Source organism: Flavobacterium orientale (assembly GCF_014638005.1).
Lineage (GTDB): Bacteria > Bacteroidota > Bacteroidia > Flavobacteriales > Flavobacteriaceae > Flavobacterium > Flavobacterium orientale.
In genome coordinates this window covers 57506-76094 of record NZ_BMFG01000008.1, presented here as the reverse complement: position 1 = coordinate 76094, position 18589 = coordinate 57506, and the positions used below count along the sequence as shown (strand labels likewise).

At 36.2% G+C, this 18589-nt stretch carries 15 protein-coding genes, 3 tRNA genes and 1 pseudogene; 15 read left to right on the top strand and 4 right to left on the bottom strand.

The annotated features are described in order from the left end of the window. Window positions 1-27: 27 nt before the first annotated feature. Window positions 28-4038: an AAA domain-containing protein gene (locus IEV15_RS10920; RefSeq protein WP_188362564.1), complete on the bottom strand. Its 4011-nt coding sequence runs from the start codon at window positions 4036-4038 to the stop codon at window positions 28-30. Window positions 4039-4204: 166 nt separating this feature from the next. Here IEV15_RS10920 and IEV15_RS10915 point away from each other — a divergent pair, with 166 nt between their 5' ends. The 15 genes and pseudogenes from IEV15_RS10915 to IEV15_RS10850 all read left to right on the top strand — a co-directional run bounded on the left by IEV15_RS10915 (window position 4205) and on the right by IEV15_RS10850 (window position 15726). Next, the gene (locus IEV15_RS10915) at window positions 4205-5626 is read left to right on the top strand and encodes an RtcB family protein (protein ID WP_188362563.1); all 1422 of its coding nucleotides are present in this window, start codon (window positions 4205-4207) and stop codon (window positions 5624-5626) included. 119 nt (window positions 5627-5745) lie between these two features. After that, entirely contained in the window at window positions 5746-6498 is a 753-nt protein-coding gene (locus tag IEV15_RS10910; RefSeq protein ID WP_188362562.1) for a nucleotidyltransferase domain-containing protein, read from the top strand. 16 nt (window positions 6499-6514) lie between these two features. Beyond that, the gene (locus IEV15_RS10905; RefSeq protein ID WP_188362561.1) at window positions 6515-6790 is read left to right on the top strand and encodes a hypothetical protein; all 276 of its coding nucleotides are present in this window, start codon (window positions 6515-6517) and stop codon (window positions 6788-6790) included. 147 nt (window positions 6791-6937) lie between these two features. Beyond that, window positions 6938-7087, top strand: a complete 150-nt coding sequence (locus IEV15_RS14635; RefSeq protein WP_229734147.1) for a hypothetical protein — start codon at window positions 6938-6940, stop codon at window positions 7085-7087. Then, window positions 7042-7554: pseudogene (locus IEV15_RS10900) on the top strand (putative polyvalent protein kinase domain-containing protein). Before IEV15_RS14635 ends, IEV15_RS10900 begins: the two are co-directional and overlap by 46 nt. Beyond that, the gene (locus IEV15_RS10895) at window positions 7551-8711 is read left to right on the top strand and encodes a DNA polymerase beta superfamily protein (protein ID WP_188362560.1); all 1161 of its coding nucleotides are present in this window, start codon (window positions 7551-7553) and stop codon (window positions 8709-8711) included. Before IEV15_RS10900 ends, IEV15_RS10895 begins: the two are co-directional and overlap by 4 nt. Window positions 8712-8987: 276 nt before the next feature. Then, the gene (locus IEV15_RS10890) at window positions 8988-9527 is read left to right on the top strand and encodes a hypothetical protein (protein ID WP_188362559.1); all 540 of its coding nucleotides are present in this window, start codon (window positions 8988-8990) and stop codon (window positions 9525-9527) included. Between the two features lie 33 nt (window positions 9528-9560). Next, window positions 9561-10211, top strand: a complete 651-nt coding sequence (locus tag IEV15_RS10885; protein WP_188362558.1) for a hypothetical protein — start codon at window positions 9561-9563, stop codon at window positions 10209-10211. A gap of 227 nt (window positions 10212-10438) precedes the next feature. Then, window positions 10439-10666 carry a DUF4113 domain-containing protein gene (locus IEV15_RS14630; RefSeq protein ID WP_188362557.1) on the top strand — a complete coding sequence of 76 codons (228 nt, stop codon included), beginning with the start codon at window positions 10439-10441 and terminating at the stop codon, window positions 10664-10666. A gap of 100 nt (window positions 10667-10766) precedes the next feature. Beyond that, complete coding sequence (locus tag IEV15_RS10875) at window positions 10767-11738, top strand: hypothetical protein (protein ID WP_188362556.1); 972 nt, start codon at window positions 10767-10769, stop codon at window positions 11736-11738. Between the two features lie 92 nt (window positions 11739-11830). Further along, complete coding sequence (locus IEV15_RS10870; RefSeq protein ID WP_188362555.1) at window positions 11831-12187, top strand: bleomycin resistance protein; 357 nt, start codon at window positions 11831-11833, stop codon at window positions 12185-12187. A gap of 1139 nt (window positions 12188-13326) precedes the next feature. Next, window positions 13327-13398 (top strand) — tRNA-Asn (locus IEV15_RS10865). Between the two features lie 24 nt (window positions 13399-13422). After that, window positions 13423-13498: transfer RNA gene (locus IEV15_RS10860), tRNA-Asp, on the top strand. 387 nt (window positions 13499-13885) lie between these two features. Then, window positions 13886-13940: transfer RNA gene (locus IEV15_RS10855), tRNA-OTHER, on the top strand. A 688-nt stretch (window positions 13941-14628) separates the two neighbouring features. Next, a complete protein-coding gene (locus tag IEV15_RS10850; protein ID WP_188362554.1) occupies window positions 14629-15726 on the top strand; it encodes a slipin family protein in 1098 nt (365 codons plus the stop codon). A gap of 394 nt (window positions 15727-16120) precedes the next feature. Here IEV15_RS10850 and IEV15_RS10845 read toward each other — a convergent pair whose 3' ends face one another. From IEV15_RS10845 to ahr, 3 genes are all read right to left on the bottom strand, one after another. Further along, window positions 16121-16894: a sulfite exporter TauE/SafE family protein gene (locus IEV15_RS10845; RefSeq protein WP_188362553.1), complete on the bottom strand. Its 774-nt coding sequence runs from the start codon at window positions 16892-16894 to the stop codon at window positions 16121-16123. A gap of 146 nt (window positions 16895-17040) precedes the next feature. Then, window positions 17041-17313 carry a DUF4242 domain-containing protein gene (locus IEV15_RS10840; protein ID WP_188362552.1) on the bottom strand — a complete coding sequence of 91 codons (273 nt, stop codon included), beginning with the start codon at window positions 17311-17313 and terminating at the stop codon, window positions 17041-17043. Window positions 17314-17428: 115 nt separating this feature from the next. After that, complete coding sequence (gene ahr, locus IEV15_RS10835) at window positions 17429-18433, bottom strand: NADPH-dependent aldehyde reductase Ahr (protein WP_188362551.1); 1005 nt, start codon at window positions 18431-18433, stop codon at window positions 17429-17431. Between the last annotated feature and the right edge of the window lie 156 nt (window positions 18434-18589).

Below are 18589 nucleotides of genomic sequence, written 5' to 3'. Positions count from 1 at the left end.
TTCTGTTTTCGGTTATCTGTTTTTGGTTTACTCTTTGAGGACTTTTTCCTTCCACTTTAGGGTTTCTCTTTCGGGGTTTTGCCACCAGTGTTGACTCCAAATACGTTGGTAGTCAAAGCCGGCTTTTCTTAGGATTTTTTCTTTGTGAATGTCTTCCAGATAAGCCAATTCGCCGCTATATTCCTCTTTACTTAGACATTCTACGGCAATGTTTTTTCCGTTTTGGGTTTTAATGAGCATATCTAAATTATAGCCTCCAAACGGATGATTGGCGAAAATTTCGATTTCCGGCATACTGTTTTTTAATTGCTTGTAGACTTGCTCTTTGAACTTGTTTTTTAAATCGTTTTCAGAAACGGTTTGTTTATTACTGAATTGATCTAAATCATATAAAATTTCTTTTCTTTTGCTTTCATTTTCATCACTAATGGCTTTGCAATACGCCAAATAAGCGTAAAAAACTGCTCTACGATTGTTACTTCCTTCTTGCTTTAACACCTCTTTGTAGTTATTGTACATTTCCGCCGGAATGGAATTACAGATGTATATTTTTTCTTTGGCACGGGTTATAATCACATTTAATAATTTATAGCCTTTGGAATGGTTTATAGGTCCGAAACTCTGAATAAATTTACCGTCCTTTTTTCTGCCGTAGGTTGTAGAAATAATGATAATATCCCGCTCATCACCTTGAATGTTTTCTAAGTTTTTAATAAACATTCCGGCTGCTTCCAAGTGGGTCATTTTTATTCTGAAATCACTATTTTCCTCCAAACTTTGTTTGTAGGCTATTTGTCGCTTGATGTAATTTCGTTGTGTAATATTAAACGTTGCGATTCCAACGGAAGGATATTTGCCATCAGCATTCGGTTGAATTTGCTCTAAAATTTCTACGATTTTATCCGCTTCTTCTTCGTTAATATGTTCGTGAAAAATGCCGTTCACTTCAAAGAACTCAATGGGTTTCTGATTGTTCAAAGCGGGTAGGGGTTTTAATCGAGCATCATAAAAAGCATGATTGGAAAAGTCAATCAAATAGGGGTGTCTTGAACGGTAATGAAAATCCAAATGGTTTTTATCAAACTTATATTCCAGTGCAAAATCCAATAGTGATTCTATGTTTAACAACGAATTCTTCTGCGTGATTATCTCTTCTTCCACTAAGTCGTCTTCGTCTTCAAACGAACCGTCAAACACTTTACTAAAGTAATTGGAAGGCGGCATTTGGTGTTCGTCCCCAGCAATAATAATGTTTTTCCCTTTCAGCAAAGCCGGTAAATTGTCTTCTAATTTTAGCTGACTGGCTTCGTCAAACACCACATTGTCAAAATAGAAATTTTTCCCTTGAAATAAGTTGCAGCACACATCGGGCGTGGTAAACAGAACGGGAAAAAATGATGTAAACAAATCAGTATCTTTGTTTACAATTTGTCGCAAGGTTAGTCGATTGAATTTAACGCTTTTTCGTTTGTTATATAAATTGGCCACCGTAATTTCTTTGTTTTCTTTTTCAAAATGAACGGCCGCTTTCAATTGTTCGTTTTTCCAATAACTTTCAATGTAATTTTTTTGCGTACTAGAAAAATAAACTAATTTCTTTGCCATCGCATTGTAATGTTCTTCACTGAAATTGAGTGCGTTGTTCGAATTGTTTTTTAAAAGCAGATTCAAATAAGCAAACAAAAAGGAATCTTTCCAATGTTCGACAGGATACAGATGTGTGAGTACTTGCTTTTGAAAATTAGTTAACGATTGGTGAAATGCATGCCAATTATAAGCTATCAGAAACGGATTGTCCGGATGCATTTTATACGTTTCCTGCTGCCTTAAAACAGCCGTTATACTTTCATTAAATTGTGTAAAAGTAGTTCCCACTTCCAATTGATGCAACCAATTATCATACTGAAGCAACTGTTTTAACTTCTTGGTTTTGGAAACAATTTGCTCTAAATCGGCGTTTTGGTACTTGCGTTCAAAGAAGTTGAGCAAGTCGGTCTGCTTGAAATCATTTTCCATTTTTTCGGAAAACGTTTGCTTTGCCAGTTCTATTTTTTCCTCATATTTTTTACATTCCAACAGATTTTTCCACAAATCAGCGGTGATTTCTATCGGATAAAAATTTGGGTGTAAACTTATGGTTTTGATTTGCTTACCCAATTCTCTCAAGGTTTCCTGATGTTGCAACACCGTTTTTTTGGAAGCTGAAAACCACGAGCCCACTTTGTAGAAAAAACCATTGGTTTTAGCTAGATTGAACTCGTCGCTTTGTTCGCTCAACGTGGCGGTTAGCACAAACATTTCGTTACGGCTTTTTTGAAGTTCTTCCAGTTGCAGTGTAAATTCTTCTTTCCTTTTGGTATAATAAAAGGCTTCGTAATTTTTTATTATTTGATTGATTTCATTCCAGTCTGTTTGGTATTGCTGAAACGATTCATTCAAACGAAGTTGGCTATTAAACGGATCGGTTTCGATGATTTTATGAGCATTATAAAACAAGTTTTCGCTATACGGTTTGAATTTGTCATACAAGGGCTGCCCTTGTTCAATCATTTCCGTGAGTCGCAACCATTCTTCCGAATCAAAAGCAAACGGCAATGCTTGTAGGTTGACGTCTTCTTTTAACGTAATGCTATCTAACAATTGTCCAATGATTTCCGACCAGTTTTGATTGTTAATGAGTTGTTCATTCAACTTGTGATGTACGCCGTTAATTTCATTTTTAGATAAATGAATACTATCCAATTGTTCCTGCAAAACACTTTGCGGATACACTTGAGTTGCTTCTTTAAATTTGGTGTTATCCACCACATTTCGCACCGCATCCACCACATTTTTTCTATCGGAAACGCTGTCTTTAATCATCACACAATACCTGTCCAATTTATGATTTTGCATCGCAGTTTGCAGGACTTCCAAAGCAGTTTGTTTTTCACAAACGACAATGGTTTTTTGCTTGTTTTCCAAGGCATTGATGAGCAAAGCCGTCAACGTTTGACTTTTACCTGTTCCGGGTGGTCCTTGAATTACAATTTTGGAATTGGTTTTCAGCGATTCCAAAATGCCTTGTTGTGACGGGTCAGTTTCAATAGCTGTGATTGATTGAAATGATTTTTCTAAAGTTGCTTTTTCCTCGGCTTTAAAATTCGCAATTAAATCGCCATAATCGTTGATGATATTTTGCTTTTGCACTTCAAACAACGAAAAGAGTCCGCATTTTTCAATAATTGCATCCCCTTTTTTAGGTAGCAGTTTTTCGTAGGCCGCTTTGTTTTTTATGGGTAAAATAGCTTCGTAGTTATTCAGAATAAAGTCCAAGTCCTGATTTACGTGTAATTGCTGTAAAATTGATTGGCAAATGGCTTGCAATTCCGGTTTGTCAATTTTGCCATCTTCAAGCATTTCAGCCGGAATGGGTTCTAAAAAAACACCCGAATCTGTTTGCAAATGATTGATTAATACTTCATTCAGGTAGATTGGATCTTCTTCGGTTCGGCTTACTTCCCAAGTATTCATTTCCGGTGAAGGTTTGATTTTAACAGACCAAATCAGAATAGGAGCCACCGAAATTTGTCCGTCGTGCATATCCCTTCTTATCAAGAGCGGAAAACCAAAGCCTAATGAATTCAATCCTTTTTCGGACTGAATTACTTCGTTTTGAAAAATCAAATTCTCTAAGCCGGAAGCCATTTTTTGTAAGTTGATGAGGCGTTCCACTTCCTCATTATCCATGTCGGTATTTTTAACCTCGGGTTTTGGTTTATTATCGCCGTAATCGTTTAGGTATATTCCATTTTCTTTTAGTTCAGGTTCGCTAGCTGTTTTGGGTTTATCGTGAATGGAAAATTTGAAATTCACGTTCCGCAACGTTAGTAAATCCAAAATAAAATGTTCGGGTAAGCTTTTGTGAATGGTGGCCAACCGTGCTACATCGAATTTATATCTCGAATTTCCCGGAATCGCATTCAAGTGAATGGTTCTTCGGTTTCCTACTTTTAATTTTGTTTGAAAGGCTTGAAAAATATCCGGTGTAAAATGCATCTAATAAAGCAATAAGTTAAGAGGTAAATATAGAATTTTTTGGTTTATTTAGAGAAAATATTTTACTACGCAAAATAATTGCGTACTACATCACAAATCTTTGTAACAGAAAATCAACCCGGCTGTTGCAACGGACGACAGTCGGGTTCACAAAAGGAAAGAAAACATGAACACACCAATTAACGGAAACGATTTATTAGCCTTGGGCTACGAACAAGGATCGATCATGGGCATTGCTCTACGCATCAATAAAAAAAGAACCGGATACAACCGTGCCGAAATGATGACGCATTATGCCGCCGTTTTAGCTCAACCAGAAAACTATTTGGATGACAAGGTCTTTGGCAAATTAGCCACTGCCATCATCGAAAAAAGCAATGAAAAGCCGGAAGATTTTATTCCGTTAAATCCTAATCCGTCAGCCTATGCCTCTTACGGAGCGGAACACATTGAACAAGGTGCCATCAAACAAATGGAAATTGCCATGCAGTTGCCTGTCACCGTTGCCGGAGCTTTGATGCCCGATGCTCACCAAGGCTATGGTTTGCCCATTGGCGGGGTTTTGGCTACCAAAAATGCCATTATACCGTATGGAGTGGGTGTGGATATTGGTTGTAGAATGGCGTTGTCTGTATATGATATTGCAGCAGATTTCTATTTTGAAAACGAAGCTACATTCAAACGCGAATTGGTTGCCCATACTAAATTTGGAGCCGGTCACGGTTTTCACGGACAGTATAAAACCGATCATGCTGTGTTGGAAAGCAAAGATTTTGAAACCAATCCGTTTATCAAGAATTTGAAAGACAAAGCATGGTCGCAATTGGGTTCGTCGGGTGGCGGAAACCACTTTGTGGAATTCGGTATTTTAGAATTTGCTCAAGACGATGCGGTGCTAAACATCCCGAAAGGAACGTATGTGGCGTTGTTAACCCATTCCGGTTCCAGAGGTTTTGGAGCTACGATTGCGGGCCATTATACCAAACTGGCCAAAGACGTTTGCAAGTTACCCGAAGTGGCCAAAAACTTAGCCTATTTGGATTTACACTCGCAATTGGGACAAGAATATTGGTTGGCGATGAACTTAGCCGGTGATTATGCGTCGGCTTGTCACGAAGTGATTCACGACAAAATTGCCAACGCTTTAGGAGCCACTGTTTTGGCCAAAGTGGAAAACCACCACAACTTTGCGTGGAAAGAAGTTTGGAACGGCGAAGAAGTCATCGTGCACCGAAAAGGAGCAACACCGGCCGGAAAAGGCGTGATGGGCATTATTCCCGGCAGTATGACGGCACCCGGATTTTTGGTACGAGGAAAAGGCGAGGAGCAAGCGATTAACTCCGCTTCACATGGAGCGGGACGACAAATGAGTAGAACTCAGGCTGAAAAAACCATTACCAAAACTGACATGAAAACGATATTGAAAGACCACGGCGTTACCTTAATTGGTGCCGGTCTAGACGAAGCCCCAATGGCCTACAAAGACATTCATCAAGTGATGGCTGCCCAACAGGAATTGGTGGATGTAGTGGCGAAGTTTACACCTAAGTTGGTACGGATGGCGGATGATGGGAGTAGGGAGGATTAGGACGGTTGTCTGTTTTCAGTTGTCTGTTGTCAGTTATCAGTTGTTAATAAATCAACCATAAAGTCAATGGGTTATGTTGATTTTGTGGTTGGTTTTTTGTTAAATTTGGGTTTAAGGTTATGAAAGATAAAATACTAGAAAAATTAAAAGAAATCGAACGCACCAAAGGTGTAGAGGTTTTGTATGCCGTAGAGTCGGGGAGTCGTGCGTGGGGATTTGCTTCGCCGGATAGTGATTATGATATACGGTTTATTTATAAGCATGATTTAGATTATTATTTATCGCTTTGGGAGCAACCGGATGTGATTGAGTTTATGACCGAAGAAGATTTAGACGGTTCGGGATGGGATTTACGGAAATCCGTAAAATTGTTAGCCAAATCCAACGCACCTTTGCTAGAGTGGTTGTATTCGCCTGTGGTGTATTTTGAAAATGAAGTATTTGTGAACCAGATGCGAGCCTTAGCAAAAGATTGTTTTTCACCCATTGCGTGTTTGCACCATTACTTGGGTACGACCAAGAATTTTATGGACGTTTGCCAAGCCGAAGAAGTAAAACTCAAAAGTTATTTCTATGCTTTGCGAACCGCTTTAGCCGGTAAATGGATTATTGAAAATAACAGTTTTCCTCCAGTAGATTTTTTGGAATTGTTACCCATTGCACCGCTTGCCATACAAGAAAAAGTAAAAGAACTGATGACTATAAAAGCCAACCAAGACGAAAACTATTTGCACCCTAAAGAGGTGTTAATTACTGATTTTTTGATGGAAACGGTGCAGTTTAATCAGGAAAACGCGAGTGGTTTGGGAAGTGGGAAGAAGATGAGTGAGGAGTTGGATGGGGTTTTTAGAGGAATGATGAAATACTATTAAAACTAAACTAAACATAATGAAACTAACAGCTAAAGAAATTTTACTAAAGGAAATTATGATTGATCCATTCAATCCTAGATTTACTGTAAATAAAACCTTTGATGAATTAGATTATGTAGATATTAGACATAATGCATTTTACTTAATTGTATTTAGTCATAATGGTTTTACTCAACCAGCTAAGGATTTTGCTTTTAAAAATAAAATCATGATTTTTGATTCAACTCAATTAGCACATATAATTTCAGAAGATCCTAATAAAGATTGGAAATGTTTAAATCTTTTTGATTAATATATTAATCGAAAGAAAGTAATTCGATGACCATCCACCACCTAAAATCCCAAAACCTCCTCCTTTTCGAAGTCATTTCGGGCAGTAAGTCATTAAGCAAATTATAAAAAGAAAATCTATATATTTGTATCATCAATTTCATGAAGTATGAACTACAACATATCCTTTCAGGAGAGAGCCAAGTTAGGTATGGAGATACTATCCAAACAATCTCCCGTTACCTTAGAAGAGGCAAGAGCTCAAGCGGAACGATTGCGTCAAGCAAGCAAATCAAAAGTGAAGAAGCAACGCTCATAAAACAGTTTTGTACTAAAAACAGTTTTTGGATTACAGCAATAAATATCAATGCATTTGTATCGTCGGGAGCAGAGCAAAAAGTTTATCTTTACAATAAACATAAGGTAATTAAGCTTAACGATAGTATTTATTAAGAAACCTGGACGGATTATTTTAATAATTTATTGCTAAACAATTTCTTTTTTCCCGATACTGCTTATCAATTAATTGGTTTTTATGAGCAAGAAGAAGCTTTATATGCTGTTGTAGAGCAACGATTCGTTGCTTCTGATAGCGATACAGACTTAAATAATGTAACAAGTTTTTTAAATTCAAATGGTTTTGTGAATACCAGAAACAACGATTACTACCATCCGGAATTAGGAATTATTCTAGAAGATTTACACGATGAAAACGTATTAACTTCTCAAGGGAATTTATTTTTTATCGATACCGTTTTTTATATTACGGAACAATTTCACCAATGACCATCAAAGACCTAAAATCCCAGAACCTCCTCCTTTTCGAAGTCATTTCGGGCAGTAAGTCGTTTGGGTTAGACACACCAACGTCCGACACGGATATCAAAGGCGTGTTTTATTTGCCGAAAGAACAATTTTATGGGTTGTATTATGTGCCACAAATCAGTAATGAAACCAATGATGAGGTGTATTATGAACTGGGTCGTTTTATAGAATTGTTACTTAAAAATAATCCCAATATCTTAGAACTATTGGCTACACCGGAAGATTGTGTTTTATTTAGACATCCGCTAATGGAACATCTAAAATTGGAAGATTTTCTTTCCAAATTGTGTAAAGATAGTTTTGCGGGGTATGCGATGACGCAGATTAAAAAGGCGAGGGGTTTGAAGAAGAAGATTGTGAATCCGATGGAGAAGGAACGGAAGGGTTTGTTGGATTTTTGTTATGTGTTGCCGGCTTTGGGGGGGACAGGTCGCGACCTGTCCGTACACGACCTGTCCGTACGCGACCTGTCCGTGCGGGATATCGCAAAAGAAAATCAATCAGAAATCAATTCCGATGCCGGGTCCATTCCATTTTCCAAATGGGTGATTCAGCAGCACTATAACATCGCTCAAATCGGGTTGTCTAAATTGTCGCATATCAAAGATATGTATGCCGTTTTTTATGATAAGGCTGCGGTATTGGGTTATCGAGGTGTGATTAAAAATGACCTTTCCAACGACGTTTCGGTTTCTTCCATTCCAAAAGGAGAACGGATTATTGCTTATCTTTTTTGTAATAAAGAAGCTTATTCCACTTATTGTAAAGAATATACGGAATATTGGGATTGGATTGAAAAACGCAACAACGACCGTTATGAAACCAATCTGCAACACGGCAAGAATTACGACAGTAAAAACATGATGCATACGATTCGTTTACTGCAATCAGCAAAACAGATTCTTGGTGATGGCACGTTGGATATTCGTGTGAAAAACAGAGAAGAGTTGTTAGCTATCAAAGCCGGCGAAATGGAATATGATGATTTGCTGACTTTGGCAGGTAGTTTGATTGAAGAAATAGAAACAGCTTATCAACGTTCCTCAATACCCGATCAACCGAATCAGGAAAAAGTGATTTCAATGTTGGTTAAGATTCGGGAGGAGTTGTACAGTTAAAAATAACACTATCTTAATTATAATAACAAACAGCATATATAATTTATGGCGGGGAGATTGGTATTTTCAAGCTTTGTGTTTTTAATGAAGTTTGTCAACAGCCGACAAGAAGATACTTCAAAAATCGCATTAAGTCATTTACGCAAAACGTCAGTCTGTCTAAAAACATAAATTTACCTATTTGAAAAATTTCTCTGGTAGATGTCCGAATGTTTCTTTAAATTCGTATAGTTTTTAGACAGACTGATGCTAGCTGCAATGCTTTAACAACGACATATGAAATATTTAACATTACTACTGACACTAATCATCTGTTCCGATTCAACTAAAACCTATTCGGATTTAGAGGAATATTTTGAGGCGAAAAAATGGAATTATCCCATACATTTTGACATTAATGAAAATGTATATTTTAATTCATATTGTGGAGACACATCTGTTATAAGGGATAGTTACTTGAAAATGTCAAGAGAGAGCTATTTGGATAAAGTATATGATAGAAAAAAGCTAAAAAGCAAAAAGGACCGATTCAATGCGGACGTAAAAAAATATTTATCTAACATGCTGGAACCTGGAGGGTTTTACGTTAGTTCACCAATATTTTGTTTATGGCCACCAATTGATTCATATGTATCACCAGGCACTATATTTTACATGGTAACCATTAGCCAATTTTATATTTCAAATGGCACCTCAACTCCCTGCAATAATTGCGACAGAATCGAGAGTAATGTTTATAAGAAAGAAATGATGGTAACATTTGAAGTAGAAGAAGATAGCTTAGGATTTGTAAGTTGGTATAACATAAATAAATAATGAAACAACCTCGAATAGGTAAAACTTTATTTTATGGCAATAAGTGAGAATAAACAAAGAGAAAATGAAATTCTTAAATATATCAAGACCAAAGCGAAAATATATAATTGGAATGGTAGAGGATTTCAAATTTTCAAAATAGTAGAACCATTTCTTTTTTCTACGGACATTTTTACTAGTGGGAAAAGTAATTCTTTTAATGGCACTTTAAAATTCAAGCCTATTCGTATTGACAACTTACAATATGAAATAATTGGCAAAGAAGATTACTTCAAAAATGGCCCACTGTTTTACAAAGTTAATAGCGGTGGAATGGTTTATCCTTATAACTATTTCAATTTTGATATAAAGGAAGTAACAGAAACTAAAATAGATAACTTATTAAGTGAACTAGACAAAAATGTAAACGAAATAATTCAAAAATATACAAATGATGAGAGTTACTTTAATTTTATAAAAGAACAATTAGAAGAAAAAAAAGGATCTGGCATACAACAAACATTTTTAACAAATTTAGTTTATCTGAAAAAATATGATACCCTTTTAGAGTACATAAACCATTGTAAACAAAATAATATTAGTTCTGGAATGAGTTCGATAAATTTGAAGAATCCGGAATTGGGCTGGGATTATTACGACAAACTCATTGAATATATAAACAAACAATTTAACTCTAAAAAATAATTTAAGTAAAGTTAAACATAGGTTCTCAAAAGATTATGATTTAACAAATTCCCGAACCTCCATCAAGGGTTTTTATCTGGCGGACTGAAGGCCAAAATTCAATGGTAGTTTTTTAATCGAACTTTAGTAATAATATCGGCTTTGTACATCGATTTCCCGCCATGCTATCCGAAGTCTCCGATTTCAGATTTAAATTAATTAATCTAATTAGCATGATCCATTAGAAAATGCCTAATAACTCACTCAAAAATCATTTCACTTTTATCCCTATAATCTTCATTAACCCCAAACAACAACCCCTAATGAGCGTCATCGCCAAGATGAACAAATCCTTCGGCCACAACAAAATAAAATTCTCCACCCAATCCCTTGGTCGCCAATGGAAAATGAAACAGGAAATACTCTCGCCTAGCTTTACCACTAGAATTAATGAGATTATAAATATCCAATTATAAGTCAACAACTTGTATAAGAATTAAACTACTTAGTATGTGATTTCTTTAAAAAAGTTGTATATATTTGATGTTGTTTACTAGTTAGCTGCAATTTTAAAAAATGACTAGAGAATTAAAAAAATTGATTCTACAAATGATTAATAAACTATTTAATTTTTTTAATTTCAATAAGAAAAACGAAACGAAAATCATAAATCTTGATTGTTTGGTAAATTGTCTTGGTTATTCTATAAATTCTGATGAATTTAAAAATACTATAAAATATTTAAACTGTTCAAATTTAGATGAATCTTGGAATATTAGAAATAAAGAAGAAACATTTAGAATTAGTTTCCACTATAAAAGTGACCACGAAAATAGAATTGCCACCCCGAAAGGTGTCACAACTTCTAAAGATGATGAACCAATAGTTTATTATATAAGTTTTAAAGATTTAGTTGAATTTGAGAATTTAACTCCAAATCTAAAACTTCCATATTCGTTAAAAGCCAATGATTCTAAAAAGGAAGTACATAGAAAAATAGGATTAAAACCATATTATAAACAAAAAATTTATTTACCTGAGATGAAAGAAGGTTCTTTAGAGAGTTTTGATTGTCCGAATTTCGAAGTTGAATCGTGGTATGATGAGAATGATTGCCTTTATAAGTTATTGTTTGGTAAAATTACAATGGAAGAAAGAGGTAAGATGGAATTTGATAAGAAAATTAAAGAGCAACTAAAGTATATCCAACCAGAATTTGTTGAAAGAGTTAAACAACTAAAGAATGAAATTCCCGATTTGACTTTTGGAAGTGATACAAACAAAATATTAGCAAATAAAATAGAAAATGAACTGGCTGTATTTGTTGAGAACTGTACTAAATATACAAAATCAAGAAATCCAAAAGCAATAATCAACTCTGTTAAAAATGTTGTAGAAAAGATAAATGATATTAATTGTGAAGGTATAGGATTAATTGAAACAATCGAAAGAGAAGCAATTTGTGAATTTATTGATGAAGTTCTAAAATCAACTGGATTACAAAATATAAATGAAATAGATATTACAGAAGAATGGAGAGAATGGTAGAAAAACTGCCTCTGATCTGCGCCTCTGACTTTGCAGCAAAAACACTTTCTTATTTTTGTATTTTCGAATATATAATAAAAACAACAACTCCTATGCTCACAGCAATCCACCCAAAATTACCAATGCGGAATAAAACCATCACCATACGATATTATACAGAAAAGTTAGGTTTCAAGATCTTCGGAAGTCACGATTATCCCGACTATTTGATGGTTGAAAAAGATAACATTCAAATTCATTTTTTTCTGTTTGCAGACCTCGATCCTGAACAAAATTATGGCCAGGTTTACCTACGTGTGAATCAAATAGATAATTATTATCAAACCTTATTAGACCATAAAGTGAGCATTCATCCGAATGGTTTACTAGAAAAAAAGCCTTGGGGACAACAAGAGTTTTCACTTTTGGATCCCGATAGTAATTTGTTGACCTTTGGTGAGGCGATTTAGTCTAGTTTATTGGTTGTGTCTTAGGATGTTTTTTATAAACTACTAAAATCAGTATCATTGTTAAAATTCCATGATGCATTAACTACAAAATATCCTTTCAGGAAAGAGCCAAGTTAAGTATGGAGCAATTGGCTAAACAAGAACCAGTTACTTTAGAACAGGCAAGGGCTCAAGCAAAACGATTGCGTGAAGAAAGTCAATCTAAGAATAAGAAGTCTCGTTGATCTATCTCAAAAAATAAGTCACTCCAACCATCCCATTTGTTTTGTTCCAGCTTTTTTTCCTACATTTGCCCCATCATGAAAAACACAAACCAACATAAGAATTACATCCTTTCGATAGCAAGTGATCGTTTATTCGGGCAAAACCCGGGTACTTGTATGGACGTTGGTATGGTTTTTAAAGAGAAAATGAATTGATTTTTAGCTAAAAAAAGCATTTATATACCAAAACGTCCTTTGTAAAAAGGGCGTTTTTTTGTTTTAAAACTGATTGAAAATGAAAAAAATGAAAAATAATTTAAAAAAATGTTTACCAATTAATCAAATGGTTGAATTATAGCCTTGAAAAGTAACCAAATGAGAGACAGTCATTTGACGATTTCAACTAATCTGTAGCAATACGGACAGGGTTTTTATTGTTTTAATTTTAGCTTAAGTAATTGATAATCAGTAAAATAAATTACATTTTTATTTGGAGGTTTGGATTTTTTGACTTTATCTTTGCGGAGGATTTTTGAGAAAGGTGATGGGTGATGGGTAATGGGTGATTGGAGATGGGAGTTGGGAAAAAAGAGTTGGAAATAGTTAAATACTTAAAAAAATAGAATATGTGTTATTCAAAAAAAATAAATAGTACACAAGATCATAATCCGAGTTACGATTTCGGAAATGAAAATAAGCAGGTGCAAAAGCGTAGGCCTTTGGGATAGTAGTATTCCATTGTTATGATATGAAGCACCTTTTATGAGGTGCTTTTTTTATGTCTAATAATTTGAACACAGATTTTAAAAATTAGAATAATTGGTAAAATTAAATCAGTTAAAATCAGTGTAATCCGTGGCGAAAAAATAGAACGCGGATTAAACGGATTGGCTTTGCCAAAAGCTGATTTGAACGGCTTTTTTACTAAAAAAAAAAGATTCTGTAGCTCAATGGTAGAGCAGTGGGCTGTTAACCCAAAGGTTGAAGGTTCAAATCCTTCCAGAATCGCAAGAAGTTCTGTAGAAAGGAACCGGCTCATTGGTCCCGATAATTATCGGGATGCCCGACTGTCTCTCGGGAGAAACGGGTTCGATTCCCGTATGAGCCGCAAAACTGGGAAGATAACGGTGGTTGTTTACCCGCCTTGGACGCGGGATCCCGATAGCAATCGGGATTGCTCCCCAGACAAATTTTATGCTACGCAAAATAATTGCGTAGTAGTTGCGAAATCTTTGTTTAACAAACAAGTTCTTTGAATACAAAGCTTATGAGATTACTTCCACCACGGCGGACAGGCCTCAGTCGAAATAACAAAGGTGGATTAAAATACTAACCAAGTCCTGTTGCGTGTTTCTGTATGGCACCCTTGCAGTATTCGTTTCGCTTTTGCGGATGATGTTTTACTGTGCAACTTGAGTTGGAGGTTTCGGTGGTTTGCCAAAAAATCATCCACACTAATGGTCATGGGTTCGACTCCCATTCCGTCTAGGCGGATAGCTCAGTTGGTTAGAGTATTAGTTTTGGAAACGTAGGTTCGAATCCTACACGCAACATTTAATTGCGGTTGACAGTGGTTGTCACCAACAGTCTGAAAAACTGTTATGCCGAGTTTCATTCACTCACAAAAAAGAATGAGAAGAAAAACTGTTGGTCTTTGTTTGTGGTTTGTCAATTTATTGGCCCATCACACTCTAAATAAGACCTGAATGAAGTGCCGTTCTCTTAACCGTTTTTTTGCTTTTTGCTTTGACTGAAAGGCTTCCTAATTTTCAGAAAATAGGCCAGAAACCAATTTAATGCTTGGGTTAACCTCCTTTATTCCGTCCTTTTTTTGAGGACAAGGATCAATGGTTTTTATTAAAAAAAGAAATGATAAACAAGATATAAAATTAAACCACATAGGTACATAGGAAAAAAGAACATAGAACCAATGCTTGGTTTCGCATTGCTAGGTGTTACTTTGATTGAGCGAAGCGTTTTTAAAAGCTATGTCTATGTGGTTTAAAAAATAGTTTAAGAGTTTAAATTGTTTAAAAGTTTAAGAGTTTAAGAGTTTAAAAGGTTTACATTTTTAGCCACATAGATACATAGGAAAAATGAACATAGAACCAATGCTTGGTTTCGCATAGCTAGGTGTTACTTTGATTGAGAGAAGCGTTTTTAAAAGCTATGAAAAACTATGTTTTTCCTCTATGTAAAAAAATAAAATAAAGTAAAAACAAACTAAAACGAAATATTATGATTAGAAAAATTACAATTAATGCCTATCAAGTAGGATTGGTATTTAGAAACAGAAAATTAGAAAAAGTGTTGCAAGAAGGAGATTACTGGATTTTTGGCAACCGAGACATTATGTTGTATGAAATGAAGCAATCCTTTGTGGCACCTATTGAATTGACTCTTTTATTGCAAAATGAAACCTTAGCTTCTTTGTTGGAGATCGTAGAAGTGGGTGATGCTGAAATCGCTTTGTATTTTGTGAATGGTATTTTTAGTGAAGTATTGGCTACCGGTCGATATGCTTTCTGGAAAGGTTACAAAGAAAACAGTTTCATTAAAGTTGATTTGTCTAAAGTAGCCATCACAGAAGCAGTGAATGAAGCCCTTTTGGAAAACAGTAAGTTAAGAGCCTACACCAGACGATTTCAAGTGATGAACTATGAAAGAGGTTTGTTGTTTGTCAACGGAACTTTTGTAAAAGAGTTGGAAGCGGGAACCTATTACTTCTGGAATAACGCAATTTCAGTGGAGGTAAAAACCGCCGATATCCGAATGCAGCAAATGGAGATTTCAGGACAAGAATTGTTAACCAAAGATAAAGCGGCTTTGCGAATCAACTTTTTTGTGCGATATCAAGTGGTAACGATTACCAAAGCTTTGGTGGAAAACAAAGAGTTTGACAAACAATTGTACGTATTGATGCAGTTAGCTTTACGAGCCTTTGTGGGAAGTTTTACTTTGGATGAATTGTTGAGCAGAAAAGATACGATTGCTCAGGATATTTTAGAGCAAAGTAGCATGAAATGCGAAGCCTTGGGATTGACTATTACAGATGCCGGAATTAGAGATATTATCTTGCCCGGTGATATGAAAGAAATCATGAACCAGGTGTTGGTGGCTGAAAAGAAAGCCCAAGCCAACAGCATCATGCGAAGAGAAGAAACAGCTGCCATGCGTAGCTTATTGAACACCGCCAAATTAATGGAGGATAACGAAATGTTGTGGAAATTGAAAGAGATGGAATATGTGGAGAAAATTGCCGATAAAATTGGTGAAATTACCGTGGCCGGAAGCGGCAACATCATCGGACAGTTGAAAGACATTTTTGTAAAATAACCGAAACCCTGAGTTCATTTTTCAGGGTTTCTTTTTAAAACCTTGAAAAAATGAAAGAAAATGATAACTTCGAATTTATGGAATTTTTAAAATTAGTGATCTTGCTTATCAAATTTGTTGCCCTTGTAGTAAGCTGCAACATGTAAGTTAGCACTAGATTTTACTACTTATACAAGCCCGTAGGCTTTTAATTATATTGCCTGACACTATAAAATGTCAGGCAATTTTTTTGTTCATTAGTTTAGTGAGGATTAGTATTAAGATAATAGTATTAAGTATTAAGACATTTTTATTACTATTTAGCACTTTCGAAGTTTAAAAAATATAGGACTGGAGTTGGGAGTGATTAGTGATTAGTGATTAGTAAAGTTGGGGTAAGAGCGATAAGGGAGGATTAGAGGAGGCCTGCTGCGAGGGCTAGGGAAATGATTATGAGTAATAAGGCTACGGTTACTTGTAAAAAGCGGAGGGTTACCTTCTTTAAGAGTTTGTTGCCTAAATAGGCTCCTGCGATTCCGGCACTTGTGGCTGCGATTACCAGCGTGAGATTGTCGGTTAGACCGGATGTGGTGAACTTTGTGGCATACATGCTTAGGCGAGTGAGATCCACAAAAGTAGAAACTACTACTGCTGTGGCCACAAACGCTTCTTTTGAAAGGCCGGCTTTAATTAGAAAGGCACTTCTCAGAGCCCCTTGATTCCCAGAAAGTCCGCCAAAAAAACCACTTAGTACTCCACCTATCGAAAGCTTGTCCTTGCTAAACTGTAACTTACTGAAGTAAGGTATGAGGTCCATACTTGCAAAAATGATGAGTAAAATGGCTATTATGAATTTCATCGGATACACTTCAAAGTAGTTTCCAAATGCGGTATAAGCGAATAAGGGTTGCCAATCGGTGCTGTTTATCAAAATCCACGAACCAATGACTGCTGCAATAACTGCCGGAATACCAAAACGCAAAACGACTTCTTTGTTTGCTTTACGACCGACTAAAAACAGTTTAAAAATATTATTAAAAAAATGAACCACTCCGGTTAAGGCAATTGCTATTTCAACGGGAAAAAACAGCATGAATACCGGTGTCAGAATTGTTCCGAGTCCGAAACCCGAAAAGAAAGTCAGTATTGCAACGAGGAATGCGGCTACGGATAGTATTAGTATTTCCATTTATTTTGTGCCAGTTGTGATTAGTAATTCGCAGCTTGAAGTTGGTAATTTTTATTTTAGTTAGGCCAATACAATCCTGAAGCCTAACCGGCTTTATTCAGTTCATAAAAATAACAAATTTCAGTTATGCCTCACAACTATTTTGTTTAATTTGCTGTAGCAGGGTCAATCATAGTTGCCACTTCTGAAACAGCATTTGCGGGAAACCCGCCTCTTTTCGCGTGTTCAAGAATCAGCTCCTCCGACGGTGCGTTGTACACACAATAGATTTTATCCGTGGTCACATAACTATGAACCCATTCGATTTCGGGTCCCAGTTCGTTCAACACGCCACAAGAAGTTTGGGAAATAGCTTTTAATTGTTCCGGTGATAATGTGCCTGCACCCGGAATTTCTCTTTCGATTACGTACTTTGGCATACTTATTTAATTTTGGTTCCTACTCGTATGGCTTTTGGGATACGCCCCGTTTTTGATGGTGTCCGGACTCCATGGTTTTTTATTTAAAAAGTTTTCACACGTTAGACTACCTTGTTTAATTATGCAGCACAATTCGAAACCTTGCTTTCCCTTCTTCCAAATGAGCAATCGCTTCATTCACCTTTGCCATTGGAAATTCCTCCACCTCGGGATAGATGTTGTGTCGTACACAAAAATCGAGCATTGTTTTCGTTAGTGCAGGACTACCGATTGGACTTCCACCTACTGTTTTTTCGCCCATAATTAAACTGAAAGCAGGGATTGCCATCGGTTCCAAAACAGCACCTACCGTGTGGAACCTTCCTTTTGGTGCTAAAGCCGTCAAATAGGAATTCCAATCCAATGTGACATTGGTGGTGTTCAAAATAAAGTTTAGTTTACCTGCAATGCTTTCCAGTTCTTCCGGAGCTGTGGAGTTAATCACTTTACTCGCACCCATCGCTAAAATGTTCTTCTTTTTATCGGGATTGGAGCTAAATGCAATTACTTCACAGCCCCAGTGTTTTAAAAATTTGATGGCCATATGTCCCAAACCGCCAACACCAATAACACCTACTTTGTCCGTAGGTTTAACTCCCGCTAAAATAATGGGATTAAAAACCGTAATTCCGCCACAAAGTAATGGTCCGGCTTTACGCATATCAATAGCTTCCGGCAGTGGAATAGCCCACGACCAATGGCCACGAACCGTATCGGCAAACCCACCATTTCTACCTACAATAGTAGCTTCGCCGTTAGCACAAAGATGGTGTTGACCGTCCATACATTGTTCGCAACTCATGCATGAGCCACTCATCCAACCCAATCCTACTTTATCGCCAACTTTTAGATTTTTTACCGCAGCTCCTGCAGCGATTACTTCTCCAATTATTTCGTGACCGGGGACTATGGGATATTGCGTCATTCCCCAGTCGTTGTTAATCATACTTAAATCTGAATGACAAATGCCACAATAGGCTACTTTGATGTCTACTTGTTCAGTGCCTAACGCTCCTAATTCATACGTATAAGGGGTTAGTTTTGCCTTGGGTTCAAGGGCTGCAAATGCGTTTACTTTCATGGGTTTAGAATTTTGGATTGTTAGATTGTTGGATTGTTAGATTGTTAGATTGTTTGATTGTTGGATTTTGAGTGATTAGATGGGCGGTACAAAAGTTCTTTTTTGGTGTTTCAGGTAAATTTTCAATAGTGGTTACACAAATATAATTAAAAATTT

Coding starts and splice junctions, on each gene's coding strand:
- IEV15_RS10920 (WP_188362564.1), bottom strand. CDS start 4,038: ATGCATTTTACACCGGATATTTTTCAAGCCTTTCAAACAAAATTAAAA.
- IEV15_RS10915 (WP_188362563.1), top strand. CDS start 4,205: ATGAACACACCAATTAACGGAAACGATTTATTAGCCTTGGGCTACGAA.
- IEV15_RS10910 (WP_188362562.1), top strand. CDS start 5,746: ATGAAAGATAAAATACTAGAAAAATTAAAAGAAATCGAACGCACCAAA.
- IEV15_RS10905 (WP_188362561.1), top strand. CDS start 6,515: ATGAAACTAACAGCTAAAGAAATTTTACTAAAGGAAATTATGATTGAT.
- IEV15_RS14635 (WP_229734147.1), top strand. CDS start 6,938: ATGAACTACAACATATCCTTTCAGGAGAGAGCCAAGTTAGGTATGGAG.
- IEV15_RS10895 (WP_188362560.1), top strand. CDS start 7,551: ATGACCATCAAAGACCTAAAATCCCAGAACCTCCTCCTTTTCGAAGTC.
- IEV15_RS10890 (WP_188362559.1), top strand. CDS start 8,988: ATGAAATATTTAACATTACTACTGACACTAATCATCTGTTCCGATTCA.
- IEV15_RS10885 (WP_188362558.1), top strand. CDS start 9,561: ATGGCAATAAGTGAGAATAAACAAAGAGAAAATGAAATTCTTAAATAT.
- IEV15_RS14630 (WP_188362557.1), top strand. CDS start 10,439: ATGCCTAATAACTCACTCAAAAATCATTTCACTTTTATCCCTATAATC.
- IEV15_RS10875 (WP_188362556.1), top strand. CDS start 10,767: ATGACTAGAGAATTAAAAAAATTGATTCTACAAATGATTAATAAACTA.
- IEV15_RS10870 (WP_188362555.1), top strand. CDS start 11,831: ATGCTCACAGCAATCCACCCAAAATTACCAATGCGGAATAAAACCATC.
- IEV15_RS10850 (WP_188362554.1), top strand. CDS start 14,629: ATGATTAGAAAAATTACAATTAATGCCTATCAAGTAGGATTGGTATTT.
- IEV15_RS10845 (WP_188362553.1), bottom strand. CDS start 16,894: ATGGAAATACTAATACTATCCGTAGCCGCATTCCTCGTTGCAATACTG.
- IEV15_RS10840 (WP_188362552.1), bottom strand. CDS start 17,313: ATGCCAAAGTACGTAATCGAAAGAGAAATTCCGGGTGCAGGCACATTA.
- ahr (WP_188362551.1), bottom strand. CDS start 18,433: ATGAAAGTAAACGCATTTGCAGCCCTTGAACCCAAGGCAAAACTAACC.